Source organism: Streptomyces sp. NPDC026538, from assembly GCF_055567535.1.
The window spans coordinates 1,199,255-1,217,103 of record NZ_JBVHQG010000001.1; the positions used below are offsets into that span (position 1 = coordinate 1,199,255).

Sequence of the window (17,849 nt, forward strand, 5' to 3'; positions counted from 1 at the left end):
GGGGGCTGAGGCGCCCACGAGGGTGCCGCGCCGGACGGTGGGCGGCTGCGGCTGTGCGGGGGCCGGCGCGCCCACACGGCGGCAGCCGCGTCCCGAAGACAGCCCCGCGCCCCCTCGGGTGCGCAGATGGCCGCGTCCCGAAGACAGCCCCGCGCCCCCTCGCGCTGATGGCCGCGTCTCCTACGCCAACTGCACGACGTGGCACGGCCGGGCCGGGCAGAACATCCGGCCCTTCCTGGCGGGGTTCGCGGTACGACGGCTGCCCCGACTCGGGCCCTTGGAGTGATCGTCCGGTGATCGGCGTGACCAGCCGCAGGTCGGAGCGTTGAACGGGGAGTGCGGCGGCTGGTCCTGCCGCCGCACTCCCCCAGCAACAAGAAGGAGAACGTGATGTCTCGCATCGCGAAGGCCGCCGCCGTCGCCCTGGGCACCGGCGCTGTGGTGATCGGCGGGGCCGGCCTGGCCCTGGCCGACGCGGGTGCCAACGGCGCGGCCGTCGCCTCGCCCGGCGTGCTGTCCGGCAACGTCATCGAGGTCCCGGTCAACATCCCGGTCAACGTGTGCGGCGACACCGTCGACGTGATCGGTCTGCTGAACCCGGCGTTCGGCAACACCTGCGCCAACGAAGGCCACCTCAAGGCCGGCGACAGCAAGGGCGGCGACAGCAAGAACGGCGGCTACGGCAACTGAGCCACCGCCTGCGGAAGAGCCCCGGCACCTCGGTGCCGGGGCTCTTCCCGTGTCCGGGGCGCCTCAGGCGTACCGGTAGATCCGGCTCAGGTCCTCCAGCGACCCGGGGGTGACGTTCCACGGCGGGAGCTTCTCGCCGCGGGCGACCACCCGTCGGTGCTGCCGGTCGCCGCGGCCGGGCGGTCTGGCCGGCAGATAGCGCTGCCTTCGGTGCCGGGCCTTCCAGCGCTCCCACTGCAGGTCGACGAAGGCGTGGTGGAACCAGAAGACGGGGTCGTTGACGGAGGCGCCACCGAGCATCGCCCCGCCGACCCAGCGGTGCACCCGGTTGTGGTTGCGCCAGGACGTGCTGCCGCTGCCGGCCCCCCAGCCCTCCAGCTTGTTGCGGAAGCCCCGGCTGACGGTCGAGTCCCAGGGGGCGACGTCGTACACCGGGTCGTCCAGCGCCTGGGCGAGCTGGGCCTTGGTGGGCAGGGCGATCGGGTCGCGGGCCCGGCCCAGGTCCCGGGCGAGGAACTCGCCGTCGGTGACGCCCTCCTTGATGGTCCAGTGCCCCGCCGAGTAGGCGAACGGCCCGGTCATCACCTGCTGGTCCCGGGGCCGGCCGTTCCCGCCGAGCAGGTCCCTGGTCCACGGGACGGAGGACGCCGTACGGTCCCTGGTCCAGTCCCAGTACGGCACGGTCACCGACCCGTCCACGCGGCGCAGGGCACGCTCCAGGTCCAGCAGGAACCGGCGGTGCCAGGGCAGGAAGGAGGGGGCCATGTGCGCGGTGCGCAGGCCCTTCTCGCCGTCGGCGGTGTAGTGGTCGATGTGCATCCGCACGAACTCGTCGTACTCGCCCCGCCGTTTGACCTCCAGGAAGGCGTTGACGAGCCGTTTGCGCTCGCCGGCCGTCAGCCTGCTGACGTTCTTACGCACGTACGCCATGGCCGCCCCCCATGTGCTGATGCCCCCCGCCCATCGGTCCCGGGGCCAGGTCGCGCAGCCGCTGCCCGGGCCCGATCTCGTCGACGGCCGCCCGGGCCGCCTGCAGCGGGGTCGGGTACGAGCTGTAGTGGTCGACCATGCTCAGCCAGGTGCCGTCGGCCCGCCGCATCAGATGCAGCGGCCGGCCCGCCACGGTGACCTGCCACTCGCCCGCGTCGCCGGCCCGGCCCGCCGCCGGCACCAGGACACCCTGGATACGGCGGCCCCGGTAGGTCTCGTCGAAGGAGGTGCCCACCGGCCCGTCCGTCTGGGGTACCGGGCGGGAGGCGGCGACGACCGGGACAAGCGCCAGGGCGGCCACGGAGGCGAGCAGCCCCCGGGTCGCCTCGCGCCGCGTCGGTCCGCCCACCCCGGCTCTGTCCGGCCGCCCCGCCTCCGGTTCCGCGCCCATCGCTACACCGCCCACTCCGACGACCATGCTCACTCCTCGTACGGTTCACCGATCGCTGTCGGTACCGGTAACCGTCCGAGGGGCCGCCCGGTCACCGCCACGCCGCCATCCGGCCGCACGGCGGGACCGGAAAGCGGCCGACGCGGCCGTACTCGGCGGCGGGTCAGCGGCCGGGGCCGGCGCCCAGGTCGCCGCCGACGACCGTCCGCAGGGCCGGGGCGAGCACGCCGGCGTCGGGCATCTGCGGGGCCGGCATGCCGAGGCGCCCCGGGTCGGGCGCGGTGAGCGGGGCGACCAGCGCCAGGCCGGGAGTGAGTGCGCGCAGGCCGGAGGCCGGGGTGCCGACGTTGATGTGGTCGTAGCCGTCGCCGAGGACGTGCGGCAGCGGCGCCCTGAGGCCGACGCCCGGCAGCCCGCCGTTGAGCGGCACCTGGGGCAGCGTCCGGTCCGGGAAGAGCCGGCCCTCGGTGAAGCGCGGCCCCTCGGGCGCGCCGGGGATCAGCAGCGGCAGCTCCATGCCGAGCTTGGGCACCTCCATGCCGAGGGACTTCTCCACGCCGTCCATCGGCACGGGGACAGGGACCGTCGGGGTCGCGGCGGCGGGCGTGGCGGCGGCGCCCACGGCGACCGCGACGCCCGTGACGACGGCGGCAACGGTTCCTCGGGTGGTCGGCTTCATGTCGGGTACGGGCCCTTTCAGGAGGCGGGGAGATCGAGGTCCGTACCGGGTAACGAGCCGGAAAACGGCATCAGTTCACAATTCGCCCGGGTGCAGCATTAGTCGGCTGTTCACTCATCAGCTCGTCCCGAAGTCCACTGTTCAGCTCGTCCAGAAGTCCCACCAGCGGGTCAGGATCAGCATGCCGACGACCCCGATGTGCAGCAGTGGAAGTACCCAGGTGAATTCGCCGAGGAATTCCCGCAGCCAGGCGGGCGCGGGCAGGAACCGTTGTCGTACGGCGAAGGAGGTGACGTACCAGAACAGCAGGATGGTGGCGATCCAGGCCAGGCAGCACCACAGGCAGAGCGCGTTGATCCGGTACAGCGACTCGAACTGCAGCCAGGACACGAACCCGACACCGAAGAGACATCCCGCGTCGAAGGTCAGCCAGTACCAGGCGGGGAAGCGGGCGCCGGCCAGCAGGCTGGTGCCGACGCAGATCACGACGGCGTAGGCCGCCAGGCCCAGCATCGGATTGGGGAACCCGAACGCCGCGGCCTGGTCGCTCTTCATCACGCTGCCGCAGGACACCACCGGGTTCAGGCTGCACCCGGGGACGAAGCGCGGGTTCTCCAGCAGTTTGAACTTGTCGAGGGTGATGACCCAGGAGGCCAGCAGCCCGGCCGCTCCCGCGACCACCGTGAGCAGCGCGAACCCCCGGCCGGCGGCTGCGGTCCGCGGCATCAGCCGCGCAGGCTGCGGGCGGGCAGCACGACGTGTGCGGCGGCCGTCAGGGTCTCCTCGGCCCCGGCGAAGTCCTTGAGCGCCTCCGCCTCGACGGGCCTGCCGGGCGCGCCCTGGGGCCACGGCCGGGTGGTGAACACCAGGTAGGCGTAGCCGCGTTCGCCGACGGCGGCCAGCCACTCCTCGGGCGCGGGGCACTGGGCGTTGAGCGGAGCCAGGTTGAGGACGGCCGTACCGGACTCGACCAGCAGGGTGACGGGCAGGCTGGGCCGGGCGGTGCCGTCGACGAGGTCGCCGCCGACCGGCAGTCCGTTGTTCTCCAGCAGCGCCTCGACGGCGGCCGAGGTGGCCTCCGCGCCGCCCGCGGCGTCGCCGAGGGAGTAGGCCAGCAGATAGGGCATGTCACTGCCGTCGGGAGCCTCGCCGCTCCAGGCCAGCACGGCGACCGTGCCGAGGTCGGCCGGGCGGAAGGGGCGGGTCGTGCTTGGGGTTGAGGTCACCGCGTGACCTTATCGACGGGCCGCGGGGCGGCCGGGCGCCCGCTCACCCGACCGGCGGACAGCCGGCGGTGCGGCCACACGAACGAGGGACGCCGCTACGGCGTCCCTCGAATCATTCCCGCCCGGCCTCAGCCCTGCAGCGGCAGACCGCCGAGCAGCGGGCTGCGCTGCTGGTTGACGGCGCCGGTCGTCCGCTTGACCTTCTTGAGCACGGAGCGCTTGTTCTCGGTGTCGAGGGCGTCCGACTGGTGCTTCAGCGGCATCGCCTGGTCCAGGGTCAGGGGGCCCTTGGTGAGCGTGTTCACGGCGCCGTTGAGGCTGGTGGGCGTCAGGTCGGCGTTGTTGTGGGCGAACGCGGGCGCGGCGAAGCCGGCGAGGGCCACGGAACCGGCGACGACAGCGGCAGCCTTCAGAGACTTCATCGTGTTCCTTTCTTCGGCGACTTGCGGCGGCGCGAGCCACGCAACGGAAGCCACCAGGGGAAATACTGACGCCGTGCCTAACGACGCCCCGGCGGGCCGGAAACCCCACGCTCGGAAGACATATGAGATCCCCGAGAGGGCCGCCCGGCCGAGGACCGGCCGGCCGTGCCCAGCCGGTCGGGCCGGTCAGGTCGTGGGTACCGGGAGCGGCGGGGAGACCGGCAGGCTGGGTGCGGCGGGCAGGCTCGGCAGCCCCGGCAGGTTGGGCGCGGGCAGGCCGCTGCCGAGCAGGATCGCGGCGAGCAGGTTGACCAGGCCGGTCACGACGGCGGTGGCGGCCGGCAGCACCTGGCTGACGTCACCGGAGGTGGCGGCCTTGAGGAGGTTGTCGACCGCGGTCTGCAGGGCGGTCAGCGCGTCGCCGGCCAGGTCCTTGGCGGCGGGGGCGCCCCCGAGGCCCTTGGCCTGGGCGGCGGCCGGCACGGGGAACGCGGCCGGCACGGCGGGAGCACTCGACACGGCCGACGCCGCCGACGGCACGGCGGGCACGGACGGCAGGGCGGGCGCCGACGGCAGGGCCGGGGTCGCGGGGACGGTCGGCGCGGGGGCCGGGGCCGCCGCGGTGACCTGGGCGATGGCCGCCTTCACGGCGTCGCCGAGCTGGGTGGCCTGATCGGGGGTCAGCTGGCCGTTGTCCGCCGCGAGCACGGTGTTGAGCAGGTCGGTGACCGGCTTGAGCACGGTCCCGAGGTTGCCCAGCGACTTGACCTGGGCGAGCAGCGCGTCGGCCCCGGGGACGGGCGCCTGGGACCTCGCGTGGGTGCGCTCGTGGGCCGAGTCGGCGGCGACGGCCGCCGGGCCGGTGATCCCGGCCAGAAGAAGGGCGCAGACCGCGGTGGACGCGAGACGCCGTGCGGGCAGAGCACGCATGGGTGTTCCTTTCGATGCGCGTTGGACTTGCTGCCCACCGTGAAATCACCCCCGCCGGCCTGCAACCGCTCGACCGCCCACCGTCACCGATCGCTTTCGGTGAGGCCGGCATCGTGCCTGATGAGGTGCCTTGCCAAGGCCGCCTCGCCAGGTCCGCCCCGACTCCGGCCGTTCGAGGGAACGCCCGGGTGAGGCTCGTGCGGAAGCCGCACCCGGACGCACGAACCGGCCGTCCGCCCGCGGGGTGCGCGGGCGGACGGCCGGCCGAAGGGAAATACCGCCGCGTCAGTCGTTGACGCAGGTGTTGCCGAACCCGGGGTTCAGCAGGCCGATCACGTCGATCGTGTCGCCGCAGACGTTGACCGGCACGTGGATCGGAACCTGGATCTCGTTGCCAGACACCACACCCGGGGAGTGGGCTGCGGCGCCGTTCGCGCCGCTGTCGGCGGCGGCCACGCCGACGCCGCCGGCGACGGCCGCGACGGCGGCGGTGGACAGGACCAGGCCTTTCGCGATACGCGACATGGAGAGGTGCTCCTTGGGGTCGAAACAAACATCCGGGCGGATGCCCAGCGTCGTGTCAACGCGTGACACCGGCTCGGGTTGTGCCGCCGATCGAGTGATCTCCCGCAAGCCCCCCTTCACCATTCCGACACACTTGCCCGGTTTCGACTGATTAGTGTGGATAGAGGCTAGAGTTACGGACCTCCTGACCTACCCGTATTGGCATCACATCGCACTCTTCCCGCCTCCCCCTCCTTTCCCGAAAGGGCGAAGCCGGTCATGCGCAATCCCCTGGGCCCGCCGCTGCGCCGTGCGTCGGTGAGCGCGCTCGCCCTCGCCACGATCTGGGCACCGGGCACCGCCCGGGCGACCGTCCCGGCCGCACCGCCCTCCCCCGAGGCCCCGCGCATCCCCTTCGCCGAGCGCTACCACGTGGTGCAACGAGGCGGCATCGTCCGCGCGGCCAACACGTCCGTCAGCTGCCGCACGACTGCCGGCGACCCGTCCGAGCCGCCCTGCCCGGCCGCGCGCGCGGGCCAGGTCCCGGCGGTGAACGGGGACTTCGACATGTTCTACGTGGACGTCGACGACGACCCCCACACCTACAACTCCTCGCGCGCCGAGCTCCGGCTGCCGGAGGGCTCCCGGGTGACGTACGCGCGGCTGTACTGGGGCGGCAATCTGCTGGCCGGCGAGCAGAAGCCGGCCAGGGACAACGCGCGGGTGCTGATCGCCGAACCCGGCGGCCAGTACAAGGAACTGTTCGCCGACACGGTCGTGGGCCATCGGGCGGAGGGCGGCACGGACGCCTTCCAGGCCTCGGCGGAGATCACCGACCTGGTCCGGTCGAGCGGCCCCGGACTGTGGACGGTCGGCCAGGTGAACGCCGCCGTGGGCCGGTCCGGGCCCGGCGCCTGGGCCGGCTGGACGCTGGTGGTGGCGTACCGGAACCCGGCGGAGCCGCTGCGCACACTCGCCCTCTGGGACGGCTTCGACTCCCTCGACCGGGCGATGCAGGTACGGCTGAACGGGCTACGCATCCCGCGTGGCGCCGACGGCCAGGTGGGCCTGGTGGCCTACAACGGCGACCGGGGCGGCACCGGTGACTCGCTCACGTACTCCGTCGCCGGCCGTGCCCCCACCCCGCTCGCCGACTCCGCCGACCCGGCCGACGACGTACTCAACTCCACGATCAACGGCCCTGGCCCGGTACGCGCCCGGCGTGAGCCCGCGTACGACAACGCGCTCGGCTACGACTCGGATGTGTTCGATCTCGGTACCGGTCTCGCGCAGGGCGGTGACCAGCTGACCTTTGGGCTCGTTTCCCAGCGCGACGCGGCGTGGGCGGGCGCGCTCTTCGCCGCCGTGGACGTGCAGTAACGCGCGGCGCGTTACCGCCCGCCGTCCCGAGCGCCCCCCGTGAGCGAGGAATACCGCGTATGCACCGATCAGCAACCGACCCTCGGCGACGGGTCCTGCACCTGGCGCAACCCGTCGAGGGCGGGGTGGCCCGGGTGGTCCTGGACCTGACGAAGGCCCAGCTCACGGCCGGTCTGCGGGTCACGGTGGCCTGCCCCGGTGGTGAACTGGCCGAGGCCGCGCGGGAACTGGGCGCGGAGGTGCGCGGGTGGCGCGCCGACCGGTCCCCGGGCGCCGGTCTCCGGGACGAGGTGCGCCGGCTCGGCCGGCTGCTCGACGAGGTGCGGCCGGAGCTGGTGCACGCGCACAGCGCCAAGGCGGGCCTGGCCGGCCGCCTGGCCGTGCGCGGCCGCGTACCGACCCTGTTCCAGCCGCACGCCTGGTCCTTCGAGGCGGTCGGCGGGGTAACCGCCGCGCTGGCGCTGCGGTGGGAGCGATGGGGAGCACGCTGGGCCCACCGGGTGGTGTGTGTCAGCGAGGCGGAACGTGCGACCGGCGTGCGCGCCGGGATTCGCGCCCGGTACGCCGTCGTCCCCAACGGCATCGACACCGATCACTTCACCCCGGGTGCCCCGGACACCCCGGGTCGGTCCGCGCCCGGGGCTCCCCTGGTCGTCTGCGTCGGCCGGCTGTGCCCGCAGAAGGGCCAGGACGTGCTGCTGCGGGCCTGGCCCGAGGTGCTGCGCCGGGTGCCGGGCGCCCGGCTGGCGCTGGTCGGCGACGGACCGGACGGCGAGGCGCTGCGCCGGCTCGCCCCCGACTCGGTCGAGTTCGCCGGTGCCGTCACGGACGTCCGCCCCTGGTACCGGGCCGCCGACCTGGTGGTGCTGCCCTCCCGCTGGGAGGGCATGGCACTGGCCCCGCTGGAGGCGATGGCCTGTGGCCGGCCGGTGCTCGTCACCGATGTCGACGGCGCCCGCGAGAGCCTGCCGCCCGGGTACGGCGCGCACTGTCCGGTGCCGCCGGACCGGCCGGGCGCGCTGGCCGGTGCCGTCGCCGGGCTGCTGCTCGACCCGGAACTGCGCGCGTCGCTCGGTGACCGGGGGCGCCGGCACGTCCAGTCCACGCACGATGTGCGGCGCACCGCGGAGGCGGTCGCGGAGCTGTACCGCGAACTCCTCGGCGGGCGCCCGCTCATGTCCTTTGAGTGCAGGGAGTCCATCCACTCGTGACCGCGGAAAGCACTGTCCCCTCCCCCGGCCCGCAGCCACGGGAACACGGACTCTCGCCCGTCTCGGTCCTGTCGGCCCGCACCGCCGGAGGCTTCCGGTTCCCGCTGGGACGGCCGCCCGCGCGGCCCGCCTCCCCGGTGCCGTTGCTGGCCGCCGACCTGTGCGCCGCGCTGCTCGGCACGGTCGTTCTCGACGAGGCCGTACGCCGGCCCGTCCTGGTCGGTCTCCTGATGTCCGGGGCGATACTGCTGCGCCCGCAGCCCAGCGGGCGGGTGTCCGGGATCCTGGACGAACTCCCGGCGGTGTGCGGCCGGATCGCCGTCCTCTGGCTGGGCCTCGCCGCCGCACTCGCCGCCTGGGACCCGGACCGCGCGCTGCCCGCCCGCACCCTGCTGCTGGGCTGTGTCCTGCACGCGGCGGCGGCCTGCGCCGGCCGTGGTCTGGTGCACTGGCGCCGCCGGCTGGCCCTGCTGCGCCATCCGCGCGCCGCCCTGGTCATCGGCCCCGCCGCCACCGCCCAGCGGGTCGCCGCCGCCGTGCTGCGCCACCCGGGCTTCGGCGTACGGCCGGTCGGTGTCGTCGCCGACCACCCCGAGGGCCCCGAAGGGCTGCCCGTGCTGACCACCGGCGAGGAGGTCGAGCGGGCCGTCATCCAGAACGGGGTCCGGGCCGTCCTCACCGTCCACCCCGCCGTCCGCACCGAACAGGGCCCGCTGCTGCGGGCGCTGGCCGAGTCGGGCTGCGTGGTCTGGGAGGTCGACGCGGACTCACCGGCGTACGAGATGCGCGACCAGCTCGCCGGGTTCTCCTGCCGCCGGCTCGAGATGGGCTCGCGGCGGCGCGGCAGCGCCGGCAAACGGATCCTCGACATCGTGGTCTCCGGGTCGGCGCTCGTCCTGGTCAGCCCGCTGCTGCTGGTGTGCGCGGCGGTACTGCGGCTCACCGACGGACCTGGCGTGGTCTTCCGGCAGGAGCGCATCGGCCGCGGCGGGCGCCCCTTCACCCTGCTCAAGCTGCGCACCCACCGCCCGGTCGACGCGCACGAGGCCGCGACCCGCTGGAGCGTGGCCGGCGAACGCGAGATGAGCCCGTTCTGCCGCTTCCTGCGCCAGACCTCCCTGGACGAGCTGCTCCAGCTGTGGAACGTGCTGTGGGGCGACATGAGCCTGGTCGGGCCGCGCCCCGAACGGCCGTACTTCGTCGGCCAGTTCAGCCAGGCCTACCCGGGTTACGCGGCCCGCCACCGGATGCGGACCGGCATCACCGGACTCGCCCAGATCCACGGGTTGCGCGGCGACACCTCCATCGAGGACCGGGCCCGCTTCGACAACGCCTACATCGACAACTGGTCGCTGTGGCAGGACGTCTGCATCCTGCTGCGCACCGCGGCCGCGCTCGTGCGCTCGACGGGGAGCTGACGATGAGTTTCGCACTCTCCCCGGCCAGGCCCCTGCGGCTGCCGCCGGTCCTCGCCGCGACCGCCGTGCTCGCGGTCCTCGCGCTGCCGCTCACCCCGGCCGGCGACGACGGCGGAGCGGGACCGGCGGACGCGGTGTCCGCGCTGGTGGTGCTGTACGCCGCGGTGCGGACGGTACGCGAGCGGCGGCGGCCGCTGTCGGCGACGGCCGCGGTGGTGCTGGGCATGCCGGTGGTGGGGCTGGCCGTCGCGGCGGCCGGCGCGTCCTCGCCGGGGGCCGGGCTGACCGGCCTCGGCCGCTATCTCCAGGTGTTCGTCCTGGTCCCCGCCGCCGTGCTGCTGCTGATCCGGGACCGTGCCGACTTCCGGCTGCTGGCCTGGTCGTTCGTGGGGCTCGCGGGGTGGCAGGGCGCGGTCGGGGTGCACCAGTACCTCACCGGGACCGGGGCGTCGTACCAGGGCGAGGAGATCCGCGCGGTCGGCACGTTCGGACCGCAGGACGTGATGGGCATGGCGACCGTGGTGTCGTTCGGCCTGGTCTGCGCGCTGGGGCTGGCGCTGGGGCGCTCGCCGGTACGGCAGCGGGTGGCGGCGGGCGTGTGCGCCCTCGGCCTGCTGCTGCCGCTGGCCGTGTCCTTCAGCCGCGGGGCCTGGATCGCGACGGTGCTGACCTGCGGTGTGCAACTGGTGCTGGCCGGGCTGCGGCGGGCGCTGAAGGTGGCGGCGGTCGCGGTCGCCACAGGTGTGGTGCTGGTGGGGGGCTTCGGGGTCGGTACGACGATGCTCCAGGAGCGGCTCAGCAGCATCGGGCAGGTGACCGACGCGCCGGACCAGTCGGTGGTCGACCGCTACACGCTGTGGGCGGCGGCGACCGGCATGTGGGGCGAGCACCCCGTGACCGGCGTCGGCTTGAAGAACTTCCCGGCCTACCGGGACGGACATGCCTCGCTGGCGCTGTCCTCCGGGAGCGACACGGAGGGGGCGGGGGCCGCGTTCCGCAAGCAGCCGCTGCTCTCGCCGCACAACATGTACCTGCTGGTGCTGAGCGAGCAGGGACTGCTCGGGGCGCTGGCGCTGGCGGGCAGCTGGCTGGCGCTGCTGGGGTGCGGGCTGCGCGGGTGGTGGCGGGTCCGCGGCGGCGCCGGCCTGGACTGCGCGCTGGTGGGGTGCGGGCTGCTGGTCTGGCAGCTCGTGGACTTCGCGTACGCGGACATCGGGGGGCCGTCGACCGTGCTGACGGCGGTGGTCTTCGGGGCGGTGGCCTGGTGGGCGTTGGTGGGGGCGGACCTGGTGGGGGCCGAGCCGGCGGGGGCCGAGCCGGTAGGGGCGGGGCGTTCGCTATGACGGTCACGCCTTCCAGGACTTCGGGCGTGCCCGGGTCGCGGGTCGACAGCGAGTCGGCGGCGGCCGAGCGCGCCCACGCGGCGGAGCCGCAGACGTCCCAGCCCCGCGCCCCTGACGGTGCGCCTTCCTCCCGTCGTGTTCTCGCCAGAGCCGCCCTTGTCACCGCCACCTTCTCCGTCGTCGGCTCGCTCCTCGGACTCATCCGGGACCAGTCGCTCGCCCGGCTCTTCGGAGCGGGGCGGGACACCGACGCCTTTCTCGTCGCCTGGACCGTTCCCGAGTTCGCGGCGACCCTGCTCATCGAGGACGGCCTCGCCTTCGCGCTGATCCCCGCCTTCAGCCTGGCCCTCGCCCGGCGGTCACAGGGGGCTCCCGGCGACCCCGTCCGGGCGCTGGTCGCCGGGACCCTGCCGAAGCTGGCCCTCGCCTTCGCGGCCGTCGGCGCTCTTCTCATCGGAGGCGCCCCGCAGCTCGTCGGGGTGCTCGCGCCCGGTCTGCGCGACCCCGGGCTCGCCGTGGACTGCACCCGGCTGACCGCCACCTGTGTGCTGACCTTCGGGCTGGCCGGGTACTGCAGCGCCGCCCTCCGCGCCCACCGGCGGTTCCTCGCGCCGGCTGCGATCTACGTCGCCTACAACGCCGGCATCATCGCGGCGATGTTCGCGCTCGGCGGCCACTGGGGCGTGCGGTCGGCCGCGTTCGGGGTCGCGGCCGGGGGCCTGCTGATGGTCGCCGTACAGCTTCCCTCGCTGCTCGGGCGGTTGCGGCGCCGGGTCAAGGCCGCCGTCGGTGACCCGGTCGCCGAGGCGGAGCCGCTGAACGTCGTCCTGATGGCCACCGTGCTGCTGTTCGCGCTGTGCCGGCAGTCGCAGGTGCTGATCGAGCGGTTCCTCGCCTCGCATCTGCACTCCGGGGCGATCTCGCACCTCAACTACGCGCAGAAGGTCGCGCAGATCCCGATGTCGATGTCGATGATGCTGTGCACGGTCACCTTCCCGGTGGTGGCCCGGGCGCTGGCCGAGGGCGACACCGAGCGGGCCAGGCGCCGGGTGGAGCGGGACCTGTCGGTGGCGGCGAGCGTCGTCCTGCTCGGCACCGCCGTGGTCGTGGCGTGTGCGCCGCAGCTCATCCACCTCCTGTTCCAGCGCGGGGCGTTCACCGCCGCGGACACCGCCGCCACCGCCGCGGTGATGCGCGTCTACGCACTCGGGCTGCTCGGGCAGACCATGGTCGGGGTGCTGGTCCGCTCCTACTTCTCGGCGGGCCGCGCCACCTGGTACCCGGTCGGCGCCATGGGCGCCGGGATCGCCGTGACCTCCTGGATCGGCGCCATGGCGGTGGGCCCGTACGGCGTCACCGGCATCGCCGCCGCCAACGCCACCGGCATCACCGTCACCGCCGTGCTCCTGCTGTCCGGCATGGGCCCGCGCAGCGTCCCGATCCGCACCCGGCGGGTGCTGGCGGAGCTGAGCCGGCCGGTGCGGGCCGCCGTGGTCGCCACGGTCGTCGGCACCTTCGTCGCCGCCCGGCCCGCGGACCCGCTCACCGGTCTGGCGGCCGGTGCCACGGCGGTGACCGCGATCTTCGTTCTGCTCGGCTGGGCGCTGGACGCCCAGGGCTTCGCACCCGCACTCCGTTCCGTAGGCACCGTCACCCGAAGGCTCGCGCATGCCGTCTTCCATTGAGTCCGCCGAGAAGGTCACACGCCTGGCGGGCCCGGTCCCCTGGGTCGCCATGTACCACTCCGTGGGCGACTGCTCGGACGATCCGTACCGGGTCACCGTCACCCCCGACCGGCTGGCCGCACAGCTGGGCTGGCTGCGCCGGCGGGGGCTGCGCGGGGTGTCGGTCGCCGCACTGCTCGCCGCCCGGGCCCGGGGCGAGGGGCGGCGGCTGGTCGGGCTCACCTTCGACGACGGCTACGCCGACTTCCTCGACCACGCCCTGCCGCTGCTCGACCGCTGGGGCTGCGGCGCCACCCTGTTCGTGCTGCCCGGGCGGCTGGGCAGCGACAACCGCTGGGACTCGCTCGGCCCGCGCAAGCCGCTGCTCACCGCGGACGGGGTCCGGCGGGCGGCGGCGGCCGGCGTGGAGATCGGCTCGCACGGGCTCACCCATGTCGAGCTGACGAAGGCCGACGCGGACACCCTCAGGGCCGAGACCGCCGACAGCCGGGCCCTCCTGGAGGAGCTGATCCAGGCCCCCGTGGACGGTTTCTGCTACCCCTACGGGACCGTCGACCAGCGTGCCGTCGACGCCGTGCGGGAGGCCGGATACGGCTACGCCTGCGCCATCGACCCCGGCGACCTGACCGGCGTCCACACCCTGCCCCGGGTGCACATCGGCCAGAACGACCGCGCCCTGCGCCTCTTCCTGAAGTACCGGCTGCACCGGCTGCGCCGCCGTCCCGTGAAGGGGCTGTGAATGAGGGCTCTGCATGTCATCACCGGGTTGGGGGTCGGCGGGGCGGAGCAGCAGCTCCGGCTGCTGCTGCGCCATCTGCCCGTCTCCTGCGACGTCGTCACGCTCACCAACCCCGGGCCGGTCGCACACTCTCTGGCCGCCGACGGGGTGCGGGTGGTCCATCTCGGGATGGCCGGGAACCGGGACCTGGCCGCGCTGCCCCGCCTGGTCCGGCTCATCCGCCGGGGCCGCTACGACCTCGTCCACACCCACCTCTACCGGGCCTGCCTCTACGGCCGGATCGCGGCGCGCCTCGCGGGCGTGCGGGCCGTCGTCGCCACCGAGCACTCGCTCGGCGACACCCAGCTGGAGGGGCGCCGGCTGAACGCCGGGGTACGGGCGTTGTATCTCGCGGGCGAACGGCTCGGCCGGTCCACGGTCGCCGTCTCCCCCACCGTCGCCGAGCGGCTGCGCCGGTGGGGGGTGCCGGGGCCGCGGATCGAGGTCGTACCGAACGGCATCGACCTGGAGCGGTTCCGCTTCGACCCGGACCGGCGGCAGCGCACCCGGGCCCGGCTCGGGATCCCGCAGGACGCCTTCGTGGTGGGCGGCATCGGGCGGCTGGCGCCCGGCAAACGGTTCGACGTGCTGATCGGCGCGCTCACCCGGCTCCCCCAGGACTGCAGGCTGTTGCTGGTCGGCGGGGGTGCGGAGGAGCAGGCGCTGCGCCGTGCCGCCGGGGAGGCCGGGGTCGCCGGCCGGGTCCTGTTCGCCGGCGAGCGGCCGTATGTCTCCGACAGCCCGGCCGACCCCGACCTCCCCGCTCTCACCTCCGCCATGGACGTACTGGCCTCGCCCTGCACCGAGGAGGCCTTCGGGCTCGCGGTGATCGAGGCGCTGGCCGCCGGGCTGCCCGTCCTCTACAGCTCCTGCCCGGCCGTCGAGGACCTGCCGGCCGCCGCCGCCCCCGGCGCCCGCCGGATCGAGGGCGGCGTCCGTGCCTTCGCCGAGGCGCTGGCCGCCGCCCGCACCGCCGGGTCCGGCCCGCGCACCGCGCCGGAGGCCGCCCGTCATTACTGCATCACCCGCAGCGCCGCCCAGCTCATGGACGTCTACGCGGCCGCACTCGCCACCACCCCTCAGGGAGCCAGTACGCCATGACCGAGACCACCACCAGGGCAGCCCGCCCGTTCGCCCGTGCCCGCACGGTCCCGCCCTGGTCGCTGCTGGCGGCCGGGGTCGCCGCCGGCGCTCTGCTGGGCGGCGCCTACGGCGTGCTCACGCCGCCCAGCTACACCGCGACCAGCTATGTCATCGCCGTCCCCACCGACCGGTCCGACACCGCCACCGCGCAGGGCTTCGCGCAGGCCTACGGCCGGGTCGCGACCCAGCTCGCGGTGCTCGGGGACGCCCAGGTGTGGGCCGGGGTGCCGGTGAACACGCTGCGGGACAGCGTGCAGACGGAGACCTCGCCGGACGCGCCGATGGTCGCCGTCTCGGCCACCTCGCCGCACCCCCTGCAGGCCGCCGACATGGCGAACGCGGTGGCCCGCTCGCTCGCCCAGCACGCCAACGACACCAAGGGCGACACGCACGTCGAGCTCCTCCAGTTCTCCCGGGCGCTGAAGCCGACCGCGCCCACCTCGGCGTCCTCGAAGGTGACCGGTCTGGTGGGGGCGAGCGCGGGCGGGCTGCTGGCCGGTCTCGTGGTACTGGTGCGGCCCCGGCGCCGCGAGGGGGAGAACGCCCTGCAGGCCTCCGTGCCGGGACCTGCCGTCGCCGCCGACGTGCACGGGCAGCTGTGACGGCGACGGCGCACCCGACGCTCGCCGCGCACACCACCGAACTCGTCACCGACGAGGCAGCCTTCGCCGGGCTGGCCCCCGCCTGGGGGCGCCTGTACCGGCGGTGCGGCACGGCCACGCCGTTCCAGAGCCACGCCTGGCTGCACTCCTGGTGGCGCTCGTACGGGGTGCCCGGGCGGCTCCGTCTGGTCCTGGTGCGCCACGGCGGTGAACTGGTCGGCGCGGCCCCGCTGATGCTGGTGCACCGGCCGCTGCCCACACTGGTGCCGCTGGGCGGGGCGATCTCGGACTACACGGACGTGCTGCTCGCCGACGGCGACGACGGCCGTGCGGTGGCCGCCCTCACCCAGGAGCTCGCCCGGGCGGCCCGGACGGCGCTGATCGACTTCCGTGAGGTGCGTCCGGGCGGTGCGGTGGAGCGGGTGTACGACCGCTGGCACGGGCCGTGCCGGAAGGTGCCGGACTCGCTGTGCCTGGAGCTGCCCGCCGTGGCCATGGACGAGCTGGTGGCCCGGCTGTCCTCGAAACAGGCCCAGCGGGTGCGCGCCAAGCTGCGCAAGCTGGGCTCGCTCGGGGTGCGCCGGGACGTCGTGACGCCGGAGGGTGTCGACGCCGCGCTCGGCCGGCTCCTCGATCTGCACCGGCTCCAGTGGCAGGGGCGGAAGGTGACGACGGAACACCTCCAGTCCCGGTTCCGGGAGCATCTGGTGCGCTCGGTGGGGCCGATGGTGCGCTCCGGGGACGCGGTGGTCACCGAGTTCCGGCTGGACGACGAGGTGGTCGCCGTCGATCTGACCCTGCTGTCGCCGAGCCTGGCCGGCGGCTATCTGTACGGGGCGCATCCGCAGTTGCGGGAGCGCAAGGCGGACGTGGCGGTGATGCTCCTGGACGCCTGCGCCCAGCACACCGGGGCCGGCGAGCGGGGCGCGCTGAGCCTGCTGCGCGGGAACGAGCCGTACAAGCACCACTGGCGGCCCCAGCCGGTCGTCAACCAGCGGCTGCTGCTGGCCCGGCGTCGCACCGCGCCGCTGCTGACGGCGGCGCTGTGCGACGCCGCCGCCCGGCAGCGGGTCAAGGAGGTGCGGCACCGATGGAAGGAACGCCGGCAGGACTAGCTCCGCGTGCGCGACCACCAGTCGAGGCGGACGCAGAGTTTCCCTCCGATCCAGTACTCGACCCAGTCGCCCAGGTCCATCGGCGCGCAACCGGCCGGGGGCGTGGTGCCCGGAGTGGGAGTGGAAGAGGGGGTCGGCTTCGGGGTCGGGACGTCCGGGGTGGGAGCCGGCGTCGGGGTCGCGGTGTCGGCCCGGCCGGAGAGGGCCGAGCGGTAGACCCGCGACGAACGCGGGTTGTCCGAACACTGCCAGACACCATGCGGGCAGTAGTCGGTCAGCGTGTTGTACAGCGGCTTGTGCTCGTCCATCCAGGCGAGCATCCGCCGCATGTATTCGGCGTTGTCACCGTTACGGAAGAGGCCCCATTCCGGATAGGAGATGGGTTTCCCGTGAGCCTTCGCGAAATCGACGTGATCCTGAAGTCCGTAAGGCTCCCGCACCTGTTCGCCGAAGGAAAGACCGGTGGGCTGGTCGTAGGAATCCATGCCGACGACGTCGACCGTGTCGTCCCCGGGGTAGCACTGCGTCCACGGGACGGCGTCGCGGCCCCGGCTCGGCGTGAAGTCGAACCGGAATTTCTGCCCCGGCACCGCGCGCATGGTGGTGACGATCCTCTTCCAGTACTTCTTCCAGGCCTCCGGGTCCGGCCCGCAACGATGGGTGTAGGTGGTGCCGTTCATCTCCCAGCCGAGCACGATGACCGTGTCCGGCACCTCCAGCTCCACGAGCCGCTCGGCCAGGGCCCGGAAGTGGTGATCGAACAGCCCGGCGGCGCCCTGCGCCAGCAGCGACCGGACCTCGGCGTCCCCGACGTGGTCCTCGTTGCGCTCCTGCATGGGCACGTTGAGGACGAGCATCCGGTCGTCCTTCTCCCGCCGCCAGTGCGCCCAGACGTCCAGGAAGCCGGGTGCGCCCTCGATGTCGGCCCAGCGGTCGCCGGGCAGGTACGTGTGCGCGACCTTCAGCTCGGTGCCGCCGAGCCAGCCGCTCAGCTGGGCCATGCGGGCCACGCCCAGCGGCCCGGAGTCCAGGAAGGCTCCGAAGGCCGGCGGCGCCGCCCTGGCGGACGCGGGCGTGACCGGCGCCGGGTTCACCGGTGCCGGACTCGCCACGGCCGGCAGGGGTGCCGCCGACGCCGGGACGGACGTCGTGGGAGTCGGAGCCGGTGTCGGGTCCGTGACCAGCGCCACCTCCGCACCCGCGGCGAATCCCGGACCGGTGGCCAGGGTCGCCGAGGCGACGACGACCGCCGCCACCGCCGCGACCACGGCCCGCCGGTGCGACCGGGATCTCGGCTGCTGTCGCCGTTGTGGAGCCATGCCTGCTCCTTTCTCCACCAGTT

General features: G+C 74.2%; 19 protein-coding genes. 10 read left to right on the forward strand and 9 right to left on the reverse strand.

The features are described from left to right. Nucleotides 1-390 precede the first annotated feature (390 nt). Nucleotides 391-690, forward strand: coding sequence for a chaplin (locus ACZ4N4_RS05410; protein ID WP_467584638.1), 300 nt, complete (start codon nucleotides 391-393; stop codon nucleotides 688-690). Between the two features lie 63 nt (nucleotides 691-753). On the opposite strand, the gene ACZ4N4_RS05415 is transcribed toward ACZ4N4_RS05410, so the two are convergent. From ACZ4N4_RS05415 to ACZ4N4_RS05450, 8 genes are all read right to left on the reverse strand, one after another. Continuing rightward, nucleotides 754-1,620, reverse strand: a complete 867-nt coding sequence (locus tag ACZ4N4_RS05415) for a tyrosinase family protein (protein WP_467584641.1) — start codon at nucleotides 1,618-1,620, stop codon at nucleotides 754-756. Further along, entirely contained in the window at nucleotides 1,604-2,098 is a 495-nt protein-coding gene (locus ACZ4N4_RS05420; RefSeq protein WP_467584644.1) for a tyrosinase family oxidase copper chaperone, read from the reverse strand. Before ACZ4N4_RS05420 ends, ACZ4N4_RS05415 begins: the two co-directional genes overlap by 17 nt. A 136-nt stretch (nucleotides 2,099-2,234) precedes the next feature. Next, nucleotides 2,235-2,750 (reverse strand): hypothetical protein, encoded by a 516-nt coding sequence (locus ACZ4N4_RS05425; RefSeq protein WP_467584646.1) that lies wholly within the window; start codon nucleotides 2,748-2,750, stop codon nucleotides 2,235-2,237. A gap of 141 nt (nucleotides 2,751-2,891) precedes the next feature. After that, nucleotides 2,892-3,476: a vitamin K epoxide reductase family protein gene (locus ACZ4N4_RS05430; protein WP_467584649.1), complete on the reverse strand. Its 585-nt coding sequence runs from the start codon at nucleotides 3,474-3,476 to the stop codon at nucleotides 2,892-2,894. Next, complete coding sequence (locus tag ACZ4N4_RS05435; RefSeq protein ID WP_453578449.1) at nucleotides 3,476-3,976, reverse strand: DUF5949 family protein; 501 nt, start codon at nucleotides 3,974-3,976, stop codon at nucleotides 3,476-3,478. Before ACZ4N4_RS05435 ends, ACZ4N4_RS05430 begins: the two co-directional genes overlap by 1 nt. 128 nt (nucleotides 3,977-4,104) lie before the next feature. Beyond that, on the reverse strand, nucleotides 4,105-4,398 hold the full coding sequence (locus tag ACZ4N4_RS05440; RefSeq protein ID WP_467584652.1) for a hypothetical protein: 294 nt from the start codon (nucleotides 4,396-4,398) through the stop codon (nucleotides 4,105-4,107). Nucleotides 4,399-4,584: 186 nt separating this feature from the next. After that, entirely contained in the window at nucleotides 4,585-5,328 is a 744-nt protein-coding gene (locus ACZ4N4_RS05445) for a hypothetical protein (protein WP_453578446.1), read from the reverse strand. Nucleotides 5,329-5,613: 285 nt separating this feature from the next. After that, nucleotides 5,614-5,853, reverse strand: coding sequence for a chaplin (locus ACZ4N4_RS05450; protein ID WP_453578444.1), 240 nt, complete (start codon nucleotides 5,851-5,853; stop codon nucleotides 5,614-5,616). A 258-nt stretch (nucleotides 5,854-6,111) separates the two neighbouring features. On the opposite strand from ACZ4N4_RS05450, the gene ACZ4N4_RS05455 reads away from it, so the two are divergent. From ACZ4N4_RS05455 to ACZ4N4_RS05495, 9 genes are read left to right on the forward strand one after another with little or no spacing between them, the layout of a single operon-like run. After that, nucleotides 6,112-7,212 carry a DUF3344 domain-containing protein gene (locus tag ACZ4N4_RS05455; RefSeq protein WP_467584656.1) on the forward strand — a complete coding sequence of 367 codons (1,101 nt, stop codon included), beginning with the start codon at nucleotides 6,112-6,114 and terminating at the stop codon, nucleotides 7,210-7,212. Nucleotides 7,213-7,271: 59 nt separating this feature from the next. Beyond that, the gene (locus ACZ4N4_RS05460; RefSeq protein ID WP_467584659.1) at nucleotides 7,272-8,423 is read left to right on the forward strand and encodes a glycosyltransferase; all 1,152 of its coding nucleotides are present in this window, start codon (nucleotides 7,272-7,274) and stop codon (nucleotides 8,421-8,423) included. Next, nucleotides 8,420-9,841: an exopolysaccharide biosynthesis polyprenyl glycosylphosphotransferase gene (locus ACZ4N4_RS05465; RefSeq protein ID WP_467584662.1), complete on the forward strand. Its 1,422-nt coding sequence runs from the start codon at nucleotides 8,420-8,422 to the stop codon at nucleotides 9,839-9,841. The genes ACZ4N4_RS05460 and ACZ4N4_RS05465 overlap by 4 nt, the downstream gene beginning before the upstream one ends. Before the next feature lie 2 nt (nucleotides 9,842-9,843). Then, nucleotides 9,844-11,184: an O-antigen ligase family protein gene (locus ACZ4N4_RS05470; RefSeq protein ID WP_467584665.1), complete on the forward strand. Its 1,341-nt coding sequence runs from the start codon at nucleotides 9,844-9,846 to the stop codon at nucleotides 11,182-11,184. Continuing rightward, nucleotides 11,181-12,869, forward strand: a complete 1,689-nt coding sequence (gene murJ / locus ACZ4N4_RS05475) for a murein biosynthesis integral membrane protein MurJ (RefSeq protein WP_467584669.1) — start codon at nucleotides 11,181-11,183, stop codon at nucleotides 12,867-12,869. Before ACZ4N4_RS05470 ends, murJ begins: the two co-directional genes overlap by 4 nt. Next, nucleotides 12,853-13,608, forward strand: a complete 756-nt coding sequence (locus ACZ4N4_RS05480) for a polysaccharide deacetylase family protein (protein WP_467584671.1) — start codon at nucleotides 12,853-12,855, stop codon at nucleotides 13,606-13,608. Before murJ ends, ACZ4N4_RS05480 begins: the two co-directional genes overlap by 17 nt. After that, nucleotides 13,609-14,748, forward strand: coding sequence for a glycosyltransferase (locus ACZ4N4_RS05485; protein ID WP_467584673.1), 1,140 nt, complete (start codon nucleotides 13,609-13,611; stop codon nucleotides 14,746-14,748). Continuing rightward, nucleotides 14,745-15,392, forward strand: coding sequence for a YveK family protein (locus ACZ4N4_RS05490; RefSeq protein ID WP_467584676.1), 648 nt, complete (start codon nucleotides 14,745-14,747; stop codon nucleotides 15,390-15,392). The genes ACZ4N4_RS05485 and ACZ4N4_RS05490 overlap by 4 nt, the downstream gene beginning before the upstream one ends. Then, nucleotides 15,389-16,507, forward strand: a complete 1,119-nt coding sequence (locus ACZ4N4_RS05495) for a GNAT family N-acetyltransferase (RefSeq protein ID WP_467584678.1) — start codon at nucleotides 15,389-15,391, stop codon at nucleotides 16,505-16,507. Before ACZ4N4_RS05490 ends, ACZ4N4_RS05495 begins: the two co-directional genes overlap by 4 nt. Here ACZ4N4_RS05495 and ACZ4N4_RS05500 read toward each other — a convergent pair. Further along, nucleotides 16,504-17,826, reverse strand: coding sequence for a glycoside hydrolase family 26 protein (locus ACZ4N4_RS05500; RefSeq protein ID WP_467584681.1), 1,323 nt, complete (start codon nucleotides 17,824-17,826; stop codon nucleotides 16,504-16,506). The two genes, ACZ4N4_RS05495 and ACZ4N4_RS05500, sit on opposite strands and share 4 nt — an antisense overlap. Between the last annotated feature and the right edge of the window lie 23 nt (nucleotides 17,827-17,849).